Annotated in this window: 19 protein-coding genes; 14 read left to right on the plus strand and 5 right to left on the minus strand. The window is 37.9% G+C overall.

From position 1 onward, the window contains the following. The first annotated feature begins 4 nt into the window (after window positions 1–4). The 3 genes from BLV99_RS07570 to BLV99_RS07580 all read left to right on the plus strand — a co-directional run bounded on the left by BLV99_RS07570 (window position 5) and on the right by BLV99_RS07580 (window position 2,866). The gene (locus BLV99_RS07570; RefSeq protein ID WP_171259166.1) at window positions 5–1,192 is read left to right on the plus strand and encodes an MFS transporter; all 1,188 of its coding nucleotides are present in this window, start codon (window positions 5–7) and stop codon (window positions 1,190–1,192) included. Window positions 1,193–1,204: 12 nt separating this feature from the next. Further along, on the plus strand, window positions 1,205–2,098 hold the full coding sequence (locus BLV99_RS07575) for a LysR substrate-binding domain-containing protein (protein WP_092689330.1): 894 nt from the start codon (window positions 1,205–1,207) through the stop codon (window positions 2,096–2,098). 153 nt (window positions 2,099–2,251) lie between these two features. Beyond that, on the plus strand, window positions 2,252–2,866 hold the full coding sequence (locus BLV99_RS07580; protein ID WP_086184770.1) for a glutathione S-transferase family protein: 615 nt from the start codon (window positions 2,252–2,254) through the stop codon (window positions 2,864–2,866). A 95-nt stretch (window positions 2,867–2,961) separates the two neighbouring features. On the opposite strand, the gene BLV99_RS07585 is transcribed toward BLV99_RS07580, so the two are convergent. After that, the gene (locus BLV99_RS07585) at window positions 2,962–4,572 is read right to left on the minus strand and encodes a bifunctional 3-(3-hydroxy-phenyl)propionate/3-hydroxycinnamic acid hydroxylase (protein ID WP_092689332.1); all 1,611 of its coding nucleotides are present in this window, start codon (window positions 4,570–4,572) and stop codon (window positions 2,962–2,964) included. Window positions 4,573–4,946: 374 nt separating this feature from the next. Between BLV99_RS07585 and BLV99_RS07590 the strand changes: the two genes are divergently transcribed. The 6 genes from BLV99_RS07590 to pgaB all read left to right on the plus strand — a co-directional run bounded on the left by BLV99_RS07590 (window position 4,947) and on the right by pgaB (window position 11,975). Beyond that, complete coding sequence (locus tag BLV99_RS07590; protein ID WP_092689334.1) at window positions 4,947–5,978, plus strand: CobW family GTP-binding protein; 1,032 nt, start codon at window positions 4,947–4,949, stop codon at window positions 5,976–5,978. Between the two features lie 42 nt (window positions 5,979–6,020). Beyond that, on the plus strand, window positions 6,021–6,551 hold the full coding sequence (locus BLV99_RS07595; RefSeq protein WP_074944027.1) for a YaeQ family protein: 531 nt from the start codon (window positions 6,021–6,023) through the stop codon (window positions 6,549–6,551). Between the two features lie 86 nt (window positions 6,552–6,637). Then, a complete protein-coding gene (locus BLV99_RS07600) occupies window positions 6,638–7,261 on the plus strand; it encodes an MgtC/SapB family protein (protein WP_092689337.1) in 624 nt (207 codons plus the stop codon). Window positions 7,262–7,354: 93 nt separating this feature from the next. Beyond that, window positions 7,355–7,693, plus strand: coding sequence for an FKBP-type peptidyl-prolyl cis-trans isomerase (locus tag BLV99_RS07605; protein WP_074944032.1), 339 nt, complete (start codon window positions 7,355–7,357; stop codon window positions 7,691–7,693). Window positions 7,694–7,903: 210 nt separating this feature from the next. Beyond that, window positions 7,904–9,730 carry a sensor domain-containing diguanylate cyclase gene (locus BLV99_RS07610; RefSeq protein ID WP_171259164.1) on the plus strand — a complete coding sequence of 609 codons (1,827 nt, stop codon included), beginning with the start codon at window positions 7,904–7,906 and terminating at the stop codon, window positions 9,728–9,730. Window positions 9,731–9,983: 253 nt separating this feature from the next. Further along, window positions 9,984–11,975, plus strand: coding sequence for a poly-beta-1,6-N-acetyl-D-glucosamine N-deacetylase PgaB (pgaB, locus tag BLV99_RS07615; protein WP_092689338.1), 1,992 nt, complete (start codon window positions 9,984–9,986; stop codon window positions 11,973–11,975). Between the two features lie 103 nt (window positions 11,976–12,078). Here pgaB and BLV99_RS07620 read toward each other — a convergent pair whose 3' ends face one another. Next, window positions 12,079–13,032, minus strand: a complete 954-nt coding sequence (locus BLV99_RS07620; RefSeq protein ID WP_092689340.1) for a DMT family transporter — start codon at window positions 13,030–13,032, stop codon at window positions 12,079–12,081. 337 nt (window positions 13,033–13,369) lie between these two features. Between BLV99_RS07620 and BLV99_RS07625 the strand changes: the two genes are divergently transcribed. Next, a complete protein-coding gene (locus tag BLV99_RS07625) occupies window positions 13,370–13,855 on the plus strand; it encodes a hypothetical protein (protein ID WP_092689342.1) in 486 nt (161 codons plus the stop codon). Between the two features lie 59 nt (window positions 13,856–13,914). Here BLV99_RS07625 and BLV99_RS07630 read toward each other — a convergent pair whose 3' ends face one another. The 3 genes from BLV99_RS07630 to BLV99_RS07640 are packed head-to-tail and all read right to left on the minus strand — an operon-like array spanning window position 13,915 to window position 16,215. Beyond that, a complete protein-coding gene (locus BLV99_RS07630; RefSeq protein ID WP_092689345.1) occupies window positions 13,915–14,478 on the minus strand; it encodes a TetR/AcrR family transcriptional regulator in 564 nt (187 codons plus the stop codon). 13 nt (window positions 14,479–14,491) lie between these two features. Further along, window positions 14,492–15,394 (minus strand): alpha/beta hydrolase family protein, encoded by a 903-nt coding sequence (locus BLV99_RS07635; RefSeq protein WP_092689348.1) that lies wholly within the window; start codon window positions 15,392–15,394, stop codon window positions 14,492–14,494. Between the two features lie 35 nt (window positions 15,395–15,429). Then, complete coding sequence (locus tag BLV99_RS07640; RefSeq protein WP_092689353.1) at window positions 15,430–16,215, minus strand: crotonase/enoyl-CoA hydratase family protein; 786 nt, start codon at window positions 16,213–16,215, stop codon at window positions 15,430–15,432. A 223-nt stretch (window positions 16,216–16,438) separates the two neighbouring features. On the opposite strand from BLV99_RS07640, the gene pnuC reads away from it, so the two are divergent. From pnuC to BLV99_RS07660, 4 genes are all read left to right on the plus strand, one after another. Next, the gene (gene pnuC / locus BLV99_RS07645) at window positions 16,439–17,023 is read left to right on the plus strand and encodes a nicotinamide riboside transporter PnuC (RefSeq protein WP_086184759.1); all 585 of its coding nucleotides are present in this window, start codon (window positions 16,439–16,441) and stop codon (window positions 17,021–17,023) included. Between the two features lie 31 nt (window positions 17,024–17,054). Further along, window positions 17,055–17,330, plus strand: coding sequence for a hypothetical protein (locus tag BLV99_RS07650; RefSeq protein ID WP_086184758.1), 276 nt, complete (start codon window positions 17,055–17,057; stop codon window positions 17,328–17,330). A 128-nt stretch (window positions 17,331–17,458) separates the two neighbouring features. Further along, the gene (locus BLV99_RS07655; RefSeq protein ID WP_086184757.1) at window positions 17,459–17,956 is read left to right on the plus strand and encodes a DUF2505 family protein; all 498 of its coding nucleotides are present in this window, start codon (window positions 17,459–17,461) and stop codon (window positions 17,954–17,956) included. Window positions 17,957–18,202: 246 nt separating this feature from the next. Next, entirely contained in the window at window positions 18,203–20,290 is a 2,088-nt protein-coding gene (locus BLV99_RS07660) for a DEAD/DEAH box helicase (RefSeq protein WP_092689355.1), read from the plus strand. The last annotated feature ends 89 nt before the right edge of the window (window positions 20,291–20,379 follow it).

Below are 20,379 nucleotides of genomic sequence, written 5' to 3' on the forward strand. Positions count from 1 at the left end.
TATGATTACCACAGCCACTGCGCGTTTATGGAATCGCTCTTTTATCTTGTGCCTTTTTAATAATCTGTTTTTATTTACTTATTATTATGCACTACTGACCATTTTACCGATTTATATCATCAAAAATTTAGGTGGAACGGTAAAAGAAGCGGGTTTGGCATTGACCTTATTTTTGGTGTCTTCGATTGCGGTTCGTCCATTTTCTGGACTGATTGTTGAAAAATTAGGAAAAAAAATAGCGTTCCGTGGTTCAGCGTTTTTATTTGTACTTTTTGCATTTAGCTATTTATTTGCCGATAGTTTGTGGGCTTTATTAGTGATTCGTTTTATTCATGGTATTTGGTTTAGTGTTTTGACTACGGTTACAGTGCCTATTGCCAATGATTTTATTCCCGATCATCGTAAGGGTGAAGGCATGGGATATTTCGTCATGTCGACCAATCTTGCCGTGGTGTTTGGGCCATTGTTGGCATTAACGGTTATTCAATTTACTGATTTTAAAAACCTATTTTTAATTTTAGCCAGTGTGGTTTGTCTGGGCTTTATGTTCTGCCTGATGGTTCCTGTAGCAAAAAATCAGATGGATTCAAGCGATGATCAAGGCGTAGGAAAGCGTCTGGGTGTTCATGACATTATTGAAATACGTGTCGTGCCTATCGGTTTTGTTGCTTTGCTTACAGCATTTGCTTACGCCAGTATTATGAGTTTTATTACCGCATATAGTGAAACTCAACAGCTGCTTGCCTATACCAGTTTATTTTTTATTGTCTTTGCCCTTTCGATGATTATTGTACGTCCTTGGGTGGGTAAAATTTATGACCGTGAAGGTGCAAGTGCAGTGATTTATCCGTCCTTTATTTTCTTTGCGATTGGTTTGGTCATTGTTAGCTTTATCTCCAATCAATGGATGCTTTGGCTCTCTGCTATATTTATTGGCATTGGCTATGGTTCATTATTTCCATGTTTTCAAACGGTGGCTATACAGTCTGTGCCTAAACAGCGCATGGGCCATGCAATTTCGACCTTCTTTACCTTATTTGATTTAGGCATGGCGATGGGTTCAGTGGTCCTTGGTTTGATCATTGCCTACTATGGTTATCAAATGACTTATCTATGCTGTGCTGTCATTACTGTGGCAACCTTATTTGTCTATAAATACACCGTTTCAGCAACACTTAAACAACCCAAATAAAGAGGTACGGCCGTGGAATTACGTCATTTACGCTATTTCGTTGCAGTGGCAGAAGAGCTGAATTTTACTAAAGCTGCACAACGTATGTGCACGGTACAACCTTCTTTAAGCCAGCAGATTAAAGACCTTGAACAAGAGGTTGGTGTGCAATTGCTGATTCGCTCGAATCGCAAAGTCGAACTGACTGAAGAAGGTAAAGCATTTTTAAAAGAAGCCTTGTTAAGTTTAGAGCATGCTGAAAAAGCCATTCAAGATGCACGGAAAATTGCCAATTTAAACAAAGACCAACTGAATATTGGTTTTGTTCCCGTGGCGGAAATGAAAATTTTCCCTTATATCATGCCGAATATTCGGGCGCATTTTCCTGAAATTAAAATTAATTTTCATAGTTTGACGGATGCAAATCAATTTAAAGCGTTAAAGAAAGGTGATATTGATATCGCGTTTACGCGCTATGTGGATGAGTCAAGTGAACTTGAGCATGTACAAATTTTTAGTGAGCCATTGGCTTTAATTGTTCCCAAAGACTCCGCAATTGCCGCGCAGCGCCATATCAGTATTAAGAGTTTTAATCAGCAAGATTTTATTATTAGTGATGAAATTGCATCGCCACAACTGCATAAAATTATTACGGATTTCTTTAAGCAGTCCAAACTGAATGTAAATGTGGTGCAACAATCGACCAATATTTTATTGAATGTCAACTTAGTGGGAATGGGAGTGGGTTGGAGCTTGGTGCCCGCTTATGTGATTCCTCTTTTGGGCGATAAAATTGTGGTAAAAAATACTATTGAGCCGTTGCCAATGATTGACCTGCATGCAAGTTATCGTAAAGGGCAAAAAAATGAAGTCATTGAACTGATTTTAAAAATATTAAAAGAGCAGTTTTATATGGGGTTCTTTTAAAAAGCTAAGCATTAAAATGCTAAATGTTGCGCGATGCTTTAAAAAATCAAAAGCATCGTGAGCGATTGCACACATCACATAACAATAATGCAAAAACGATTTTAGCTCTTTATACTTAAAATCTAAAACAACAATATAGGTCTGACAAGAATGATGAAGTTATATAACAATGTACAATCACGTGGCATGACACTTTTTCCTTTGTTCAAAGAGCTGGGAATTGAAGAGCAAATTGATCAAATTCAAATTGCTTATGAAGATATGCATAAAGCAGATTATTTGAAAATTAATCCTATGGGGAAAGTCCCTTGTTTGGTCGATCAAGGCATCGTAATTTCTGAAACGGCTGCAATATTTACCTATCTGGCCGATAAATATATTGAAAAGGGTTTGGCACCCGCATTGGATGATCCAAAGCGCGGGGCATATTTGAAATGGATGTTTTTTTGTCATGGTCCTTTGACTGAATATATGGATTTGCGCAGCCTTGAAGTATCGAATGAACAAATTGAACAGAAAAAACGAGGCTTAGCATTTGGTGATCAAGAAACCTTATTTGCCTTTTTAAAACAGGGGATGCAGCAGGCGAATCCTTATTTGCTTGGGGAAAAAATTTCAGCCGTAGATTTATATGTGGGTTACTGGCTGGTTTTTGCCATTGCCTTCAAAATCTTACCTTATCTTGATGAGTTCAAACCTTTTCTTGAATTGATTGAGCAGCGTGATTCGATGAAAGATGTGGTCTGGTTTCAGAAATTAAATGGCTAATCTTTTTTTTTATATGGTTAATTTAATGATCCAGATGAAATAAAAAGACCACGCTTTTGCGTGGTCAGATCTGTAAATATGATTCAGTTTATGAATTATTTTACATGCAGTTTCTTGAACAATTGTTGGCTGACCTGATCTAAAGTTTGTGGAATTGCCAGCGCTGCGACAAAGCGATCAGGACGTAAAATAACAACAGATTCAGATGTTTTACCAAACCATGTACGAATGTCAGTACCAATATCACCTAAAGTAATCACGCCTTCAAACTTTTTACGGTTTTCATTGCCAAATTGAACTTCAGGAATAATTTGAATGAATTTAACCCCTAATTTTTTCCATACTTGCATATTGGTATCGTTAATTCCCCATTGAGGATCGACTCCCCAAGCGATAATTGCAAAGTCGTTGCCAATGATGTCATCCAGTAAAACTTTTTCACCAGACTCCAGTTTTACATGCGGCTGGATGAACATTTTACCAATAGGGGATTCTTTTTTACCATCTGCCAGCAAGGCACCATCGTTATATTTAGGCATAGGTTTAAAGCGCATTTCAAGCAAATATTGCTTAATCGGTTTGATGTAATTCAATGCATAAGCAATCCCATCACGGACGAAACCTTGCCATTTTTTCGGTGGCGCAAGCACGTGACCTGCCATCACAGAAAGATCAATCATTGCTTTGGCATGGTCTTTACGTTCAACTTGGTACGAATCCAATAGATCAGGAGTTGCTTTACCTTGTACCACCAGCGCAACTTTCCACGCTAAGTTAAAGGCATCTCGCATACCACTATTATAACCTTGACCTTGCCATACTGGCATAATGTGTGCAGCATCACCCGCCAGTAAAATACGCTCGACACGGAACTTATCGGCAATACGTGCATTGTGGGTATAGACACGTTGACGAATCACTTCAATGTTTTCAGCATTCGGTAAAACTTTAGACAATAATTTTGCAATATTTTCTGGTTTGCTGAGTTCTTCTTGTGTTTCACCCGGCATCACCATAAATTCGAAACGACGAATACCATGTGGTAAAGCCGCCGATACATAGGGACGTACTGGGTCGCAGCATAGGTAAATGTGTGGTGTTGCTAAAGGATCATTTTCAATATCAATCACGATCCATTGGTTCGGTGCAGTTTTACCATCAAAAGCAATATTTAAATTACGACGCACAATCGAGTTGCCCCCATCACAGGCAATTAAATATTGTGCATGGATGGTTTCTTGTTTTTGATTTTTGTCTTGCAGCTTTAGCGTAACACCATTTGCATCTTGGCTAAATTCATTGAGCTGACGTGAAAATAACACTTGAGTTGTTGGGTATTGTTTTAAACCTTGCAGTAAAACATTGTCGACTTGAGGCTGAATAAAAGCATTGCGACGTGAGAAACCAAATTCACGGGTCAGTGGTTGAATATCTGCGAAACAGCGACCTTTGGGGGTTAAGAAACGCATCGCATGGTTCGGTGTGGTATGTGGTAATACTTGGTCGACTAAACCGAGAGATTGAATGGTACGCAAAGATTCATCATCAATCCCAATCGCACGTGGGTAGTCAATTAAATGATCCAACTGCTCAATAATCGTGACTTGTACACCTTGCTTACTTAAATAATTCGCAATTGTTAAACCAACAGGCCCTGCGCCCAATATAGCTACTTCAGTCGTATAATTCGTTTTGTTTGTGCTCACAGCGAATATCCATTCAATTCACGATAATGCTTATTAACGATGAATTTAAGGGGCTAAACAAGCTATGCCATAGTAGATATGTTGATTGAAAAGAAAACATGCCAAAGACCATGTAACACATCAATATATTGAAAAACATGTAATAATTTTAAAATCAACTATACGATTTTTTAAATGAGTAATCATTTTTTTCTATGACTCATAACAACCTTCTTACAGATGAAAAGGCTTTGAAAATTTATAAATGAATTTGAATACGTTGCCATCTGGTAAGGAAGAAATTAAAGTGGAAGCATTCAGCAAATCCTGAGCATGATTTGCGCTGATGATGACCTGAATTATTGATGTCCACTTGAGCCAAAAGCGAGTAAGTTTTGAAACTGATTTCTCCAACGCAAGCCGTACCTACTCATATTATTTCTGGATTTTTAGGCGCTGGAAAAACCACTTTGCTGAAGCATTTGCTTAGCCAAAAGCCAGAAAATGAAGTCTGGGCAGTGTTGATGAATGAGTTTGGGCAAATTGGGGTCGATCAGCAGATGTTGCCGCAAACCCAAGGCTATGAAGTGAAAGAACTCTTGGGCGGTTGTCTGTGTTGTAGTAGTCAATTACCGATGCAAATTGCTTTATCGCGACTATTGTCGGAGACCAAACCAAACCGATTGTTTATTGAACCGACAGGTTTGGGACATCCTGCACAATTGCTAGAACAACTGACCGAACCGCATTGGCAGCAAAGTATCGCAATGCGTGCTTTGGTAACTGTGGTGGATGGTTCACGCTTACATGATCGCCAATGGACTGAGCAAAATTTGTATGCCGACCAATTGAAAGCTGCACAAATCATTGTGGTTTCTCATGCAGATCGTATGGATTTTGCCGATGAGCAAGCCTTAGAGATCTTACAGACAGAATATCGGGCCTATGCACAAACTTGGCTTAGGAGTGGGCAAGTTGATATTGCCCTTGAGCAGATTGATCAGCCGTATATCGGGACTGAACGTAAGATTCAACCTTTACTGAAAATTCAAAAAACACTGCTTGCAGGACAAACTTTACCTGAGATTAAACAGTTGCCTTATCACTATGTCGAAACGACACAAGGGTATAGTGTGGCAGGCTGGAAATTACCCAAGCGTTGGCTTTTCGATTTTTATCCATTATTAGATTTACTGTGTGAGCAACAAAATTGGCTACGCATTAAAGGTATTTTTCATACCAATCAGGGCTGGAAAACTTTTAATTTTAATCCGCAGCAATTTAATTATCAGTCTTCAGAAGAGGGGATTGATAACCGCATTGAAATTATTGTGCAAGATCAGCGCGATTGGCAACACTTTGAAGATCAATTATTTCAATGTCAGTTGAATGCAGATAATACGGATAAAACAACTCAGCAAATTTAGTTCAAATCTTATATGCTAAGCGCCAAATTTGAGGACTTTTTTATGGCGCTTAAAGCAACGATTTATAAGGCTGATTTGAATATTGCCAATATGGATGATCATCAATATGCTGATTATCAGCTGACGATGGCTTTGCATCCGTCAGAAACGATTGAGCGCCTGATGGTACGTATTTTGGCATATGCTCGTTTTGCTGATGAAGCTTTAGAATTTACCAAAGATTTATTTGAAACCAATGAACCTGCTTTGTGGGAAAAAGACTTAACGGGTCAATTGATTAAATGGATTGAAGTCGGTAGTCCAGATGAAGATAAAGTTAAAAAAGCCAGTGCGCGCTGTAAACAAGTTGCTGTGGTGACGTATGGTTCGGCTGTTGATGAGTGGTATAAGCGCAACAGTAAATTAAAAACCATGAGTAATGTGCAAGTCTGGAAGCTCTCTACAGCAACGACAGAGGCACTGCCACAATTATGCGAACGCACCATGCAGTTACAATTAAATGTGATGGATGGCGAATGGACCTTGATTGGTGATCAGGCACAAGTGCTGGTTGAATGGGAACAGTTACAGTAAATCATTTGAGGATGCAGGTTTAGGCTTGCATCCGAATAGCAAAATTGCGTATACCTTAAAAACAAGAATTTAAAACAGGTAGATTAATGGATCCTGATTTATATCATTTGCTGATTGCGCTTGGTATTGGTGCAATTATTGGTGCAGAGCGTGAGTATAGAAGTAAATCTGCGGGCTTAAGAACCATGATTATGGTCAGTTTAAGCTCGTGTTTGTTTACGATTCTGTCATTAAAAATTGGTGTGGAAAATCCTGATCGCTTAGCTGCCAATATCTTAACGGGGCTGGGTTTTCTGGGTGCAGGTGTGATTTTTAAAGATGAAAATCGCATTTCAGGGATTACCACGGCCACCACCATTTGGATGACGGCTGCATTGGGCATGGCTGTGGGTGCAGGCTACGAGCTGTTAAGTCTGTTGGGGACGTTGATTGTTCTGATCGTATTAATTTTTTTAATTTATGTACAAGAGCATATTGAGTCACTCAACCAAGCACGAACCTATCGGATTGTTTGTGAATTTCAACAAAAAACGTTAGATCAGTACGAAGACTTATTTAAAACTTATAACATGAAGGTTGTACGCAGCGCACAACATAAAACAGCACATAAAATTAGAGGTCGGTGGATTTTAATTGGTTCAGCTGAAAATCATAAAAAATTGACGGCTTATTTACTCAATGATGCCAATATTGAAGAACTGAGTTTTTAAATGTTGCAACATTCAAATGGGATGGAATTCAACAGACCCTAATCCAGTTTATACTATAGATCGAAAACATAGCTGTAGGTTGGGTAAATGATGATGTCGAATGAATTAGAAATTATTGATTTAAAAGTAGGTGAAGGCAAAGAAGCGGTCAAAGGCGCACTAATCACCACCCATTACACAGGTTGGTTAGAAGATGGAACCAAGTTTGACTCATCTATTGACCGTGGTAATTACTTTGAAACAGTGATTGGCACAGGTCGTGTGATTAAAGGTTGGGATCAAGGCATTATGGGGATGAAAGTGGGTGGGAAACGTAAATTACTGGTTCCTGCACATTTGGCTTATGGTGAACGCAAAATGGGTAAAGTGATTCCTGCCAACTCAAACCTTATTTTTGAAATTGAGTTGTTTGATGTAAAAACACGTGATTAAGATGAATGATTGAATGTCTTGATTGAAAAATATTCTACAAGAGACAGGGATGAACCTTGTAGAAGATACAAAAGTTATTTGAGTTTTATTTTTTTATCGTTACATTAAAGTATGGCTAAGCGTAATTTAAGGAAGATTCGCTTTTTGTTTAAAATAAAATATTTAATACATTTTCTTAAATTTTTCCTTTTGGCATGTTTATGCTTATTCATGTGGCAAAAATACGCATGTGCACAATATGAAGCTGCGTCTGAGTCTTATTACTTACATCAAAAATTAATTAATCAGGTCGATTTTACCGACAAGACCACCAGTCCGTTGAATGGGCTGTGGCAGTATTATCCTGAACAATTGATCATTAAACCTAGTTCAGTCTTAAAATCAGAAACAGTACAGTTACCAATTTCTTTTAAAGCACTGACTGGAACCAATCAAACGTATGGCACATTTATTGGGCATTTTAAAATGCCGAAACAATATCTTGGGCGGCGTATCGCAATTTTTATTCCAAATCAATATGGTGCTTATCGTATGTACTTAAATGGAGATTTTCTACTCCGTTTAGGTGAAGTTGGTCGGGATGCAAAGAGCCATCAAACAGAAAATGCACCTAGAATTGCTTTTTTTGTCGTGGATAAAGAATATTTCACCATTACCATGCAAGCCTCAAATTTTAATCAGTTGCATGGTGGTTTAGAAAACCCCATGCGAATTGGCACCTCTATAACAGTCAGTCGGCAATTCCAACAGTTAATGATGAGTATAGGCTTGGTTTGCGGTGCAGTATTGGGGATTGGGATATTCACCTTAATGTTTTCAATTTTTCAAGGTGTCATTGGGCGCAGTAACATTAGAGTATTTATCTTTGGTATTTTTATCCTATTTTTAGCCTTACATAATTTATTTTCAGCGCCGTATGCCTACACTGCATTTACAGACATTAGTTGGCTGTGGGGGGCACGATTAGAATATCTGTTTACTTATTTGGCGGTGGTATTTTTTCTGAGTTATATGTTTTTACTCAATCAGCGCTATTTGCACCCGATTGTGTATTTTGCTGCTATGGTTTTGCTGACGATTGATATTGTAATCACAAGTTTAACCGTACCAGAAGTATTTCAGCATTTCGCATTTTATAGTTTCATGTTTAGCCTTGTGGTGATTTTAAATTTTGCCTATGGTTTTTACTTAATCCTAAAACATAAAGAACCATATTCTACAGTCAATTTATGGGCGGTCATTTTGTTGTGTGTCACTTTTTTACATGACTTTTTATTGACGCTTAATTTAATTGATTCTTTTAATCTTTCATTTATTTCCACCAGTTTTTATGCGCTGCTGATTATGTTCCAACAGGCAAAAAATTATGCCCATCATACGTCTTATATTGAGCAATTGAATGATAATTTAGTAGAGCTGAACAGTTCTTTAGATCACAAAGTACAACAACGTACTTCACAATTGCATCAGTTAAATGAAAAGTTAGCACGGCAAATTCAAATTGATGCATTAACAGGAGCATTTAACCGTCGTGCTTTAAATAATGAAATTCAGCGTTTATTTATGCTGACTCAAAATCATACCAACAGTACGTTGACCTTTGCCATGTTGGATGTCGATTATTTTAAAAATTACAATGATTACTATGGGCATTTAAAGGGCGATGCCATTCTGAAAGATTTGGTTACGGTGATACAACAGGCTTTACCCGAATCGGCCTATGTGGCACGTTATGGTGGCGAAGAGTTTGCGATTATTTTGCATGATGTGCCACATGCCGTGGTACTCAATGTTTTGCAGCAGGTGCTCAATGCGGTCAGAAAAAACCACTTTGAACATTTAAATCGACCCGATAAAAAGCAATATGTGACTTTAAGTATGGGCGTTGCGTGGATAGATCGAGAGCATCAATATGCAGATATTCATGAATTAATGAAAGCTGCGGATGTGCAACTCTATGCTGCGAAGCATGCTGGGCGAGATCAATATCAAGCGCATAATGCGATAAATAAAGCGAGATGTGCCAAACAAATTTAAAGATGCCTTTCGCGCTGCGGATGATTAAAAATACACAAATGAAGATTGGCAAATCACTTATAAAATAAGCTATTGTTGTTTTTTAACATGTTTGTTTCTTATAAAAATAGTCCTTTAATATTTATTTCAGTTTGGCTTGATAAAAGTGATGTTGCAATAACGAGATACCATACATCATGCAAGGGAAGCTCAATATGTTATTGATGGACGATGAGTGTTGTTCAGAGAATAAATAATTTTTGAGTACCATAAAATGAAGACTCGCTTGCTTTCCACTTTGCTTTCAATCTCACTTTCTGCTGTTTTATGGCAGCTTCCTCATTTGGCTTGGAGTGAAACCTTAGCGCATAATCCGACACTGACCGTCATTGGCTATCATGAAATTACCAATCGTAAAAATGCACTGATTCCTGAATATGCCGTAAGCACGACACACTTTAAACAACATATCGCGTGGCTCAAAAATAATGGTTTTCACTTTATTAGTGTCGATCAGCTGATTCAAGCGAATCAAGGTCAATCTTCGTTACCCGCGAAACCTGTTTTATTGACCGTAGATGATGGTTATGCGTCTTTTTATCAAAATGCCTATCCGATTATTAAAGCCAATAACATTCCTGTTGTATTGGCAGTTGTCGGTTCATGGTTAGAACCGAAAGAAGGGCAAAACATTGATTTTTCAGGCAAACAGATTCAGCGTAATGAAATGCTGTCTTGGTCAGAATTGAAAGAGATGCAAGACAGTGGTTTGGTCGAAATCGCCAATCATAGTTATAACTTACACCGTGGGATTTTAGGCAATCCACAAGGTAATCTTGAATCTGCGGCAGTCACCCGTTTATATAATCCTCAAACCGCACGTTATGAAGATGATCAGCACTATCAACAACGGATTTTTGATGATTTAAAACGAAATAACCAGTTATTGACAGCGCATGGTTTGAAAGCGCCACGGGTCATGGTGTGGCCTTATGGTCACTATAATATGCAAACCGTGAACATTGCGAAACAGTTGGGCATGTCGATTACGATCAGTTTGAATGATGGCGCAGATTCGGCTAAAAGTTCATTGGGGCAACTGAACCGTATTTTGGTTGAAGGTGATATGAGTCTCACCGATTTGGCGCAGGAAATTAAAGATCGTCAGCAGAATTTAGGCGATAATAATCGCCCACAAAAAATTATGCATATCGATTTAGACTATATTTACGATCAAGATCCTGTGCAACAAGAACATAACCTTGATCATTTACTGGATCGTATTGTAGAGGTGGACGGAAATACTGTGTATTTACAAGCCTTTTCCGACCCTGATGCCAATGGTTCTGCGGATATGGTGTATTTCCCGAATCGTTATTTACCCATGCGTGCAGATTTATTTAACCGAGTCGCATGGCAAATTCAGAGCCGTACCCAAGTCAGCCGTATCTATGCTTGGATGCCATTGTTGGCATGGGAATTACCAAAAAATAATCCTGCTGCACAGGATATGGTACAAACTCAAGCAACACAGGACGCTAAACATTTAGATATGGGCTATCATCGCTTGAGTCCATTTTCAGCCGATGCACGAAAAACCATAGCAGGTATTTATACCGATTTAGCCAAATCTGTGCCATTTAACGGCATTTTATTTCACGATGACGCGACGTTGTCGGATTATGAAGATGCCAGTCCTGACGCGATGCGGGCTTATGCTTCCATTGGCTTACCGAATGATTTAGCTAAAATTCGTAGTAATGATGCAGACTTACAAAAATGGACAGCCTATAAAACCAAGTACCTCGATGATTTTGCGATGCAGCTTGCCAGTGAGGTACGTCAGTATCAGCCCTTTTTGCTGACGGCACGAAATTTATATGCACAAGTTGCATTGGAACCTTATGCAGAAAATTGGTATTCGCAGTCATTGGAACAGTCTTTAAAGCGTTATGATTTTACTGCCATTATGGCAATGCCTTATATGGAACAAGCACCGAATCATGATCGGTTTTATCGGGATATTGTGAAACATGTGAAGCGCTTCCCGAACGGTATGAAGAAAACGGTATTTGAATTACAAACGGTCAATTGGCGCACCAATGAAAAAATTCCATCAGAGGAAATGGTGACCACCATTCAGTCTTTATATAGACAAGGGGTAATGCATGTGGCTTATTATCCAGATGATCCTATTCAAGATCATCCAGATACCGAAGAGTTACGTCAAGTCTTTGAACTGAAATCAGAAGATCTTGTTCCTTAAAGCAATTTTATCGGTCAATGCTGCTGCATTTTTGGCATTCTGCGAGATTGCCTTTAACCCAAAATTATCAATGATCCCGAGTTTAGATCAAACTCGGGATTTTTTAGGCTTTACTACGGACTTGAAACGAATAGAGGGCTAAACCCAAACAGAGTAAAAGCAGCCCTAAAATTAAATCTGGACTTAATTGCTCCTGATTTAGCCAACTGCCCCAAACAGTCGCAAGCACGGGTGTCATGATGGTAATGAGCATCAGTGTGGTCGGACTGACTGTGTTGAGTAAGGCATAATAAAAAATCATCGCCAGCACGGAGGAAAATAAAGCACTATAGATGAGAGCAATACTGCTTTGTAAGGAGGGTAACTGAACAGGCATATCCGACCAGAAAAAAGGCAACAAACAACAATAGCCAATCCATGATACTAGGGTTGCACCTGTCATTTGGCTGATTGGATGGATGCTCGCATTGACAGATCGAACTGCAAAAGCAGAAAGGACATAAAGCAGCATTGCAATCAATTCTAAACCCACGCCCAAATAGTTCAGTGTAAAGTTTTGAGAACCGAATCCGAGTGCGAGAAATAGTCCAAATATGCCGAGCATTAAACCCAGCCATTGATAGGCACTAAAGGCTGCACTTTTAAAAATATAAATGGTCATTAAGCCTGAAAGCAATGGTGCAATACCATAGATCATTGAAATAATGGCTGAAGGCACTTTGGATGCGCCCATATAGCAAAAAGCCATGGAGGCAAATAAGCCAATTGCACCTGCGGCATAGCTGAGTAATGCTTGCGGATGAACGGGTATTTTGATTTTAAAGTAAGCTTGACAGATGAAGGCGATTGCAATAGCCAAGCTAAATCGAATAAATAAACCCCACGCCCAATGAATTTCATTCACTGTCCAGACGGCTGCAAGTGGTGTCAGCGACCAAATCAGCACAACAGTAATAAATTGACCGGTTGTAGCGAGGCGTGAGTTTCGATTTAAAGACGCTGCAACCGGATCGCACAGTGGCGAGGATAAGTCTTTTGAATGGAATGGATTACTCATTGGTTATGTCCTTATTTTTTGGCAATAAAAAAGGCCGCTATTGAGGCGACCTGAAGTGATTCTATGCGGTGATAATTATTCTAAACAATGATCACGGTACAAATTCCAAGGCACCTCGTGTAAAAAGTCCACACGTCGTGAATGGGCCTTGTTGACTGGAATGTCCAAAGCAAAACAATTCACAAGCGGCTCTTGAGGGTATGGAATAGTGAACATGTAGAAAAAATCGAGGAATGAATATTTTTTATAGCATAATATTTTAAAAATTGTATAAATTTTATTCAAATTGTTTTATATACTATAAAAATAACAACTATTTACTCGTGAGAGTGACGCCATGCTGAAAGTACTGATATGGTTGTGTTTTTTCATTGTGTTGATTGGATTTTGGAAAGTATTGTTTAAAATTCATATACATCAACATTTTCAGCAATACCGAAAGCAGCAACAAGAAGATTTAAACAAACCTAGTGCCACTTCTATTGGCGAAATACTCCTTGCCGTTGACGCACCTATAGAAGCAGTGGAAGAATATGAACAGCAGCTTTTTGATGATGTCTGCGAAATCTTTTTTGACCAAAAACGGACTGAACGAAATTTGAGTCAAGCAATGTCCGTTCAAGAAGATGTACTGAGAAAAATGCCTGCAAAAACTCAGACCCAAATTCGTAAACTTGATTTAAGTGAATGGTCTATTTATTGGACTTTTCACGATCAGTCTTTGGAATACTATGTGGGGTATTATGGGATATTTTATACACATGTTGACCGTTTTGGAGATGAGCATAAATTTGAGATGAAAGATGAGCATAGCCACGTTTAATCAAACCCACTTGTTTGAGTGCCAATACTTTTAGTTAAAGGATGAAATGCTCTACATCTTCATATGGTTGTTAACTGTTTTAAAATTCTGAGCTTGACCTGATTAAGATAAAAGCTGTCGTCATTTAGGCGGTACATTAAAATCGCACCTTCATAATCGGCTACGCTTTGTTTGGCTAAAATTTTGGCTTCATGATCGCTTAGTTGAACTTTAAAGAATTGGTAAAATGCCATTTCCCAATCCTGAAAAATGCTGCGAATTTTTTCTAAAATATCGACAGATTGATACAGTGCTTCGATAGAAAGAATCCCCACCAAACAGCCTTTAACCCCATAACTAAAAAATTCTACCGCACGTTCATGTATCTGTTCAAAATGCTCAACAGTAGAAAGTGCTTTATTTTCACTGAGTTTAAATAAATGCGTCTTTAAATATTGCTGGGTGAGTTCGAGTACATCTATAAGTAAAGCTTCTTTACTGGCATAGTAATAGTAAAAAGATGCTTTGGTCAGTCCACAGGCTTTGGCGAGCATGCCCATACTGGTCGCTGCATATCCATACGTCTTAAATTGTAAGGCGCATCTATTGAGAATTTGCTCTCGGCTAAGTTTCTGTGGACGCATTTATTTGAAGTCTCTATCCATTTTTTGTGGCAATGAAGTCATGAAAGGAATGTAAAATTTCATCCCAGATTTTTTCTGAGCCTTTACGGAAATAACCCATATGCCTAATTTCTTTTAAGCCATAGTCTGAAGCTGAAATATTAATAAATTGCATGGGTGCGTTGCTGTAATGTTGCATAAAAGCATGGCGTGAATTGGGTAAAGCCCAATCATCATCCAATGCAGATACTGCATAAATAGGGGTTTTCACCTGAGCATATTGTGCAATTAAGGCATGTTGTTCAGGGTCAGCAAAGAAATAAGTTGGGTTTTTACACCATTTTCGCCATTGCTGATAGACCCCAATGGGTAAATCTGCCCCCATATTCAGTTTGCTCCACGGTAAATAGCCTGTGACTGCAACTATAGGTGGAAAAATAATATTCCAGATCACCTGAACTTTCATTTTTTCTTTAAAAGGCATATAACCATGCCAGCCTGCGCCCGTACCAAAGCAATACATTGCAGTCACTTTGGCATGGTTGGGCGCTAAACCCAGTGCTTGTCCACCATAAGAATGTCCCACCATAAATAACGGAATCTGATCCTGTGCCAGAAAATCAATGGCCGCAGCAAGGTCTAAAGCCCCCCAATCAAGGTAAGACATTTTAAAGCCTTTGAGCTGCTTCGGAGCAGAAAGTGCCACACCACGATAATCAAAGGTCAGCACTTGATAGCCAAACTGTGTGGCATATTCAGCAAAGCGACGATAAAACGCTTGTGGAACACCTGTTGCGCTAGACAACACGATATTGGCTTTTATGCCATGTTCTGGTGTGTAAAGTGTGCCAATAAGCGCATAACCATCGCTTGCGCTAAAAGGTTGTGTCGCAACGCTAAACTGCTGTTTTTGTCGGTTTTGATTTAAATTGGGCATAACGAACTCATTTTTTATGTAGATTTGGACTCAAATTATTGACCTTTAAATTGTGGTGCACGTCGTTGCAGCATGGCCATTACACCTTCTTGTACATCTTGCGTTGTTAACAAGGGGGTGAGGTGTTGTTGTAAATGAGAAAATGCGACTTCTGTACTATGTTCAGCGGCTTCTTTGGCAGAGGCAAGGGTTGCTTGTACTGCAAGCGGTGCAGCTTGGGCAATGCGTTCAGCCAATTCAATGGCACGATTGAGCGGTGCTTCAGGGGTCATTTCATTGATCAGATTTAAATGGAGTGCTGTTGCTGCATCAAAAGCATCGCCCGTAAGCAAGTAGCGCATGGCTTTTGACCAACCCGCAGCTTGTACAAAACGGGCTGTTGCACCGCCAAAAGGTAAAATGCCACGTTGCACTTCCATTTGGGCAAATTGAGTATTGTCTTGTGCGATGACAATATCCGCATTTAACATCAGTTCTATTCCTGCGGTATAGCAAAAGCCTTGTACTGCAACAATCACCGGTTTTTTACGTTTGCGTCCGCTGGTTCCCCAAGGGTTAATATGATGTTCATCATAATTGAAGATACCGCTACTGAGCTTGGGCTGTAATTCGATCAAATCTAGGCCTGCGGTAAAGTGATCGCCGTGCGCAAAAATGATGGCACAGCGTAATTCAGAATGGTCTTCATATTCCGTTAAGGCCAGTGATAAGTCATGAATAAGATAACTATCAAAGGCATTTCTTTTTGTCACACGGTCGAGTCCTATTAAAAATACAGACCCACGAATTTCACGACTGACTTTACCTTGTTGTTGTGACATTTTTATTCTTCCAGATTGATCATTTTTTATATTTTTAAACGATCGTTAGAAAACTGTCAAATCTGTGCAGTCAAATTTTTGAGTGATATTTGTATTTACAAAGTTTTATGGGAGAAAGGATCGTGATGCACAGCGAGTTAACAGACGAATCGGCATAATTTATCTTGCGTTCAGCGCCATTTTTTTCATAATAGCGGCACTATTTATACTTTTGTTTATTGCTATGTCACCTTTAGAAATTATTGCGGTCATTATTAGTGTTATTGGTGTGACATTAACGGTTAAACGAAATATGTGGTGTTGGTGGTTTAACTTTGCGGCATTTGTTTTATATGCTTATTTATTTTATGAATTTAAGTTGTATGGCGAAACCATCTTGCAGTTCTTTTTTATAGTGGTGAACTTTTATGGTTTCTATCATTGGTTCAAAGGTAAACAGCAAGATCATGAAATTCGCATTGAACCGATTGCTAAGAAAACAGTCATTTTCCAAATGTTGTTGGCAGCGTTAGGTGGTTTAATTTTCGGTTTAACTTTAAAACATTTTACCGATGCTGCTGTACCAATGCTTGATTCACAATTGGCTGCTTTTAGTTTGCTGGCAACCTATTGGACCAGTCGTAAACATATTGCCACTTGGGTACTTTGGGTTTTTGTCGATATTGTTTATGTGGGCATGTTTATTTATAAAGATTTATTCTTGACTGCGGGTTTATATGCGGCTTTTGTTGGTTTGGCAGCTTTTGGTTGGTGGCAGTGGGAACAGGTGAAAAAGAAACAGGCGCACAGCCATTTTAAGGGGGTATAACCTATTTTAGGCTGCACTTGGATGAATAAAGATGCTGATTGATTTCATACAATCTCAATTGACACAATTTGATGAAATGGCAGCACGGATTCAGGCTGCACCTGAAAAATATATCAATTTTGATTCGGTCTCAGATTTTTATAAAGCCAAATGGCTAAATGATTTTCCAAGAGGAACCACATGGTCAGCCACAGGTCTAGATGATGGTGCTGAACAATTTTATGCAATCATTGAGTATCGGAAGCATTTTGTGAGTATTTCCTGCACCGAGAAAATTGAAATACGCTGTGGCATTCATCCAGAATAGTTTTGTATACTCGGTCAATGACAGCATGACTAAAATTCAATTAAATAAACCGCGCTAAAATATGCTAGATCAGTGCTGATCTAATAGTTTTAAGATATTTAAATAATTAAAAAATAAAGGATAGTAACATGGCACATCGTTTTACCGTCAATGCCACCATTCATGGTGTTTCTTTGGATGAGTTTCGTCGTTTAGCAGCAGACCCAGAGATGCATGAGGCTGTTTGTAAACGTATTCCGGGAGAAAAATTAGAAATTTTAGAATCGCAAATTGTGGGTGATATTTACACTTTAAAGCGTGCTTATAATTTGGATGTCAATATTCCCGATATTGCTAAAAAGCTGCTGAAAGATGCATTTCGCTTAAAACGTACAGATATTACCAATCTAGATGCTTTGACTTCGACCGTTGAATTGGGCGCAAATTTACCTTTAGAAGCACAAGGTGAGCGCTCTGTTACAGGGAATGCGCAGCAAGTGAATATTCAATTAGATTGGACCATTAAAATTAAAGTGCCATTGATTGGTGGCTTGCTAGAAAAACATGCTGAAGGCGAAATTCGTAAATTTAGTGATTTGGAAATCCAAATTGTTGAAGATGAATTAAAGAAAAACTTAATAGTTTAATTTAAAAGACTAAGTTATTTAAGCTCGTTCTTTCTCTTGCTTAATTAATCGAATCGCTCTTATTTTTGTAAAATAAGGGCGATTTTTTTATAGAAAATAATGCTCATTTCTACTGAGTAGGTTTATTTATTTAAAAAGTTATAAGTAATACACGGAGAATAATTTGAATAAAATTAAATGAAAATTATTGATAAAATTCACATTTTGTCCATAATATCTCTACTCTTTAGATAAAAAAGTGATCACGTGGCAGAGTTAATACCTTCAAGTGTACGGCATTTAAAATCGGCAACGTCTGGAGAGAGAAAAGTTTATCAGTTGCTTGCAGATGCTTTTCAAGATGATGCTGCAATTATCTGGTATGAACCGAAGGCTTTAGGACGTTATACGGATTTTATTGTCTGGTTACCTGAACATGGTTTATTGGTGATCGAAGTTAAAGACTGGTCTAAAGATAGATTTATAAGTCTTAACCCAGAAAATTTTATGGGTACTTTTTATGATAAAAATAATGCAGTAGTTTCTGTACAAAATCCTGAGCAACAAGCCCGAAAGTACATGCTTAATATATTGAATCAATGTAAAAAATCGGCATTATTTACCCATACTGCTGGACGTTATAAAGGGCATTTAAAATTTCCTGTTAGTTTTTGTGTAGTTTATACAGAGTTAAAACGACTTGAAGCTGAAGAAATTGAATTATTATTACCTGCAATTACAACAGAACATAAAGTTTTATTTAAAGATGATTTAAAAGTAAGAAAAACCAATATAATTGAGGATCAGCAGCATTTTAAATCTCAATTATTTCGTGCCTTTAATGGTATTAAATTTTCATTTCCGCCATTAAGCTATGCTGAAGAAAAGGCATTACGCTATATGATTTTCCCCGAAATTCGGGTCAATAATTTTGAACAAGATGATCTATTTTATGCTGAACCTCAGGCAATTAAAGCATTAGATATTGCTCAGGAATTAGTTGCAAAAAATATTGATGATGGACATCGTATTTTAAAAGGAGTCGCGGGAAGTGGTAAAACGCTGGTTTTAGCTTGTCGTGCGAAATACTTAAAAACCATTTATCCAGATTGGAAAATTTTAGTTGTTTGTTATAACAACTCTTTATGTAATCACCTGAAAAGTATGTTGGGTGAGGAATATCAAGATAAAATTGAAGTACGTAATTTTCATGCCGTAGTTAAACATATTACCCAAGCAAATTTACAGTTTAAGCCTTTTGAAAGACAGAATGATTATAATGGTCGAGTAGGGCAAATATTACTCGATTATGTTGATCAGCAAAAAATGTTAGAACAGCAATTCTATGATGCTATTTTAATTGATGAAGGGCAAGATTTTGCCCAAGAATGGATTTTAGGTTTAACGCGTTTAGTGAAAGATGACTCGGATAATATTTTATTTTGTTATGATCCAGCACAAAATATTTTTAACCGTGCAAAACCAAGTTGGAAATCTATAGGTTTACAAGTTCAAGGTAAAAGACCCACTGAATTAAGTAAATGTTATCGAAATACCAAAGAAATTTTAGATATTGCACGTAGTTTTTTAAACCCAAAATTACTTGAAAGTTTAAAGAGCCAAGATGAGTTTGACCGAGTATTAGATCCAGATACTGGAGAATGCCGTCAAGGTGAATTTCCAAGTATTTATCATCAGGATGATGTTGAACATTTAGCAGATTTAATTGCACGTAAAATCCGCTTTTTGGTTGGACAAAATATTGAAGCTCGTGATATTGCTGTATTACAAGCCAAATCAGAAGCATACGATATTTTGGCTGAGCAGCTTAAAAATAAAATTTTACATTACAGTCCACAATTAGAAGTGGATATGGTATTTAGCAGCCAAGAAAAGAAAAAATTAGATATTACTCGAAATACAATTAAAATTTTAAATGTGGAATCATCGAAAGGCTTGGAGTTTCCATATGTGTTTTTTATTGGTTTAGATCATATGCCACGTTTAGAAAGTGATAGCCGTGATTTAGATTCTGAGAAAAAGTTAGCATTTGTTGGGATGACGCGTGCACAATTGCAATTGTTTATTTTAGGACGTGAAGATAAGGGCTTTTTAGCTGAAGTAAAGCAGTTGCATGCAGAGGCAAAAAAATTATTAGAACCTGAGCAAGTACCTTTGACTGAGGATCTAGAAGATAGTTCTATGATTGGAAAAGCATGGACAGAAGATGAAGAAGTTAAAATGATTGATGCGTTTATGATTGAAAAACTATCAATTAAAGCAATAGCACATCTACATCAGCGTAAAGAAGGCGGTATCCGTTCACGTTTGAAAAAGCTACGTTTAATCGACTAACTTGTTTAAGTTCAAGATGTAAATTAAACATCTTTAAGATAAGCACAGATTTTATTGTATCCCAAAGAGGGAGGTACTTTCTTTAGAAT

It is taken from the genome of Acinetobacter kyonggiensis (genome assembly GCF_900107285.1).
Taxonomy (GTDB): Bacteria; Pseudomonadota; Gammaproteobacteria; order Pseudomonadales; family Moraxellaceae; genus Acinetobacter; species Acinetobacter kyonggiensis.

Excerpts from the sequence above, each read along its gene's own strand:
- BLV99_RS07580 (WP_086184770.1), top strand. The coding sequence starts at position 2,252 with ATGAAGTTATATAACAATGTACAATCACGTGGCATGACACTTTTTCCT.
- BLV99_RS07595 (WP_074944027.1), top strand. The coding sequence starts at position 6,021 with ATGGCGCTTAAAGCAACGATTTATAAGGCTGATTTGAATATTGCCAAT.
- BLV99_RS07600 (WP_092689337.1), top strand. The coding sequence starts at position 6,638 with ATGGATCCTGATTTATATCATTTGCTGATTGCGCTTGGTATTGGTGCA.
- BLV99_RS07605 (WP_074944032.1), top strand. The coding sequence starts at position 7,355 with ATGTCGAATGAATTAGAAATTATTGATTTAAAAGTAGGTGAAGGCAAA.
- BLV99_RS07610 (WP_171259164.1), top strand. The coding sequence starts at position 7,904 with ATGTGGCAAAAATACGCATGTGCACAATATGAAGCTGCGTCTGAGTCT.
- pgaB (WP_092689338.1), top strand. The coding sequence starts at position 9,984 with ATGAAGACTCGCTTGCTTTCCACTTTGCTTTCAATCTCACTTTCTGCT.
- BLV99_RS07620 (WP_092689340.1), bottom strand. The coding sequence starts at position 13,032 with ATGAGTAATCCATTCCATTCAAAAGACTTATCCTCGCCACTGTGCGAT.
- BLV99_RS07625 (WP_092689342.1), top strand. The coding sequence starts at position 13,370 with ATGCTGAAAGTACTGATATGGTTGTGTTTTTTCATTGTGTTGATTGGA.
- BLV99_RS07630 (WP_092689345.1), bottom strand. The coding sequence starts at position 14,478 with ATGCGTCCACAGAAACTTAGCCGAGAGCAAATTCTCAATAGATGCGCC.
- BLV99_RS07635 (WP_092689348.1), bottom strand. The coding sequence starts at position 15,394 with ATGCCCAATTTAAATCAAAACCGACAAAAACAGCAGTTTAGCGTTGCG.
- BLV99_RS07640 (WP_092689353.1), bottom strand. The coding sequence starts at position 16,215 with ATGTCACAACAACAAGGTAAAGTCAGTCGTGAAATTCGTGGGTCTGTA.
- pnuC (WP_086184759.1), top strand. The coding sequence starts at position 16,439 with ATGTCACCTTTAGAAATTATTGCGGTCATTATTAGTGTTATTGGTGTG.
- BLV99_RS07650 (WP_086184758.1), top strand. The coding sequence starts at position 17,055 with ATGCTGATTGATTTCATACAATCTCAATTGACACAATTTGATGAAATG.
- BLV99_RS07655 (WP_086184757.1), top strand. The coding sequence starts at position 17,459 with ATGGCACATCGTTTTACCGTCAATGCCACCATTCATGGTGTTTCTTTG.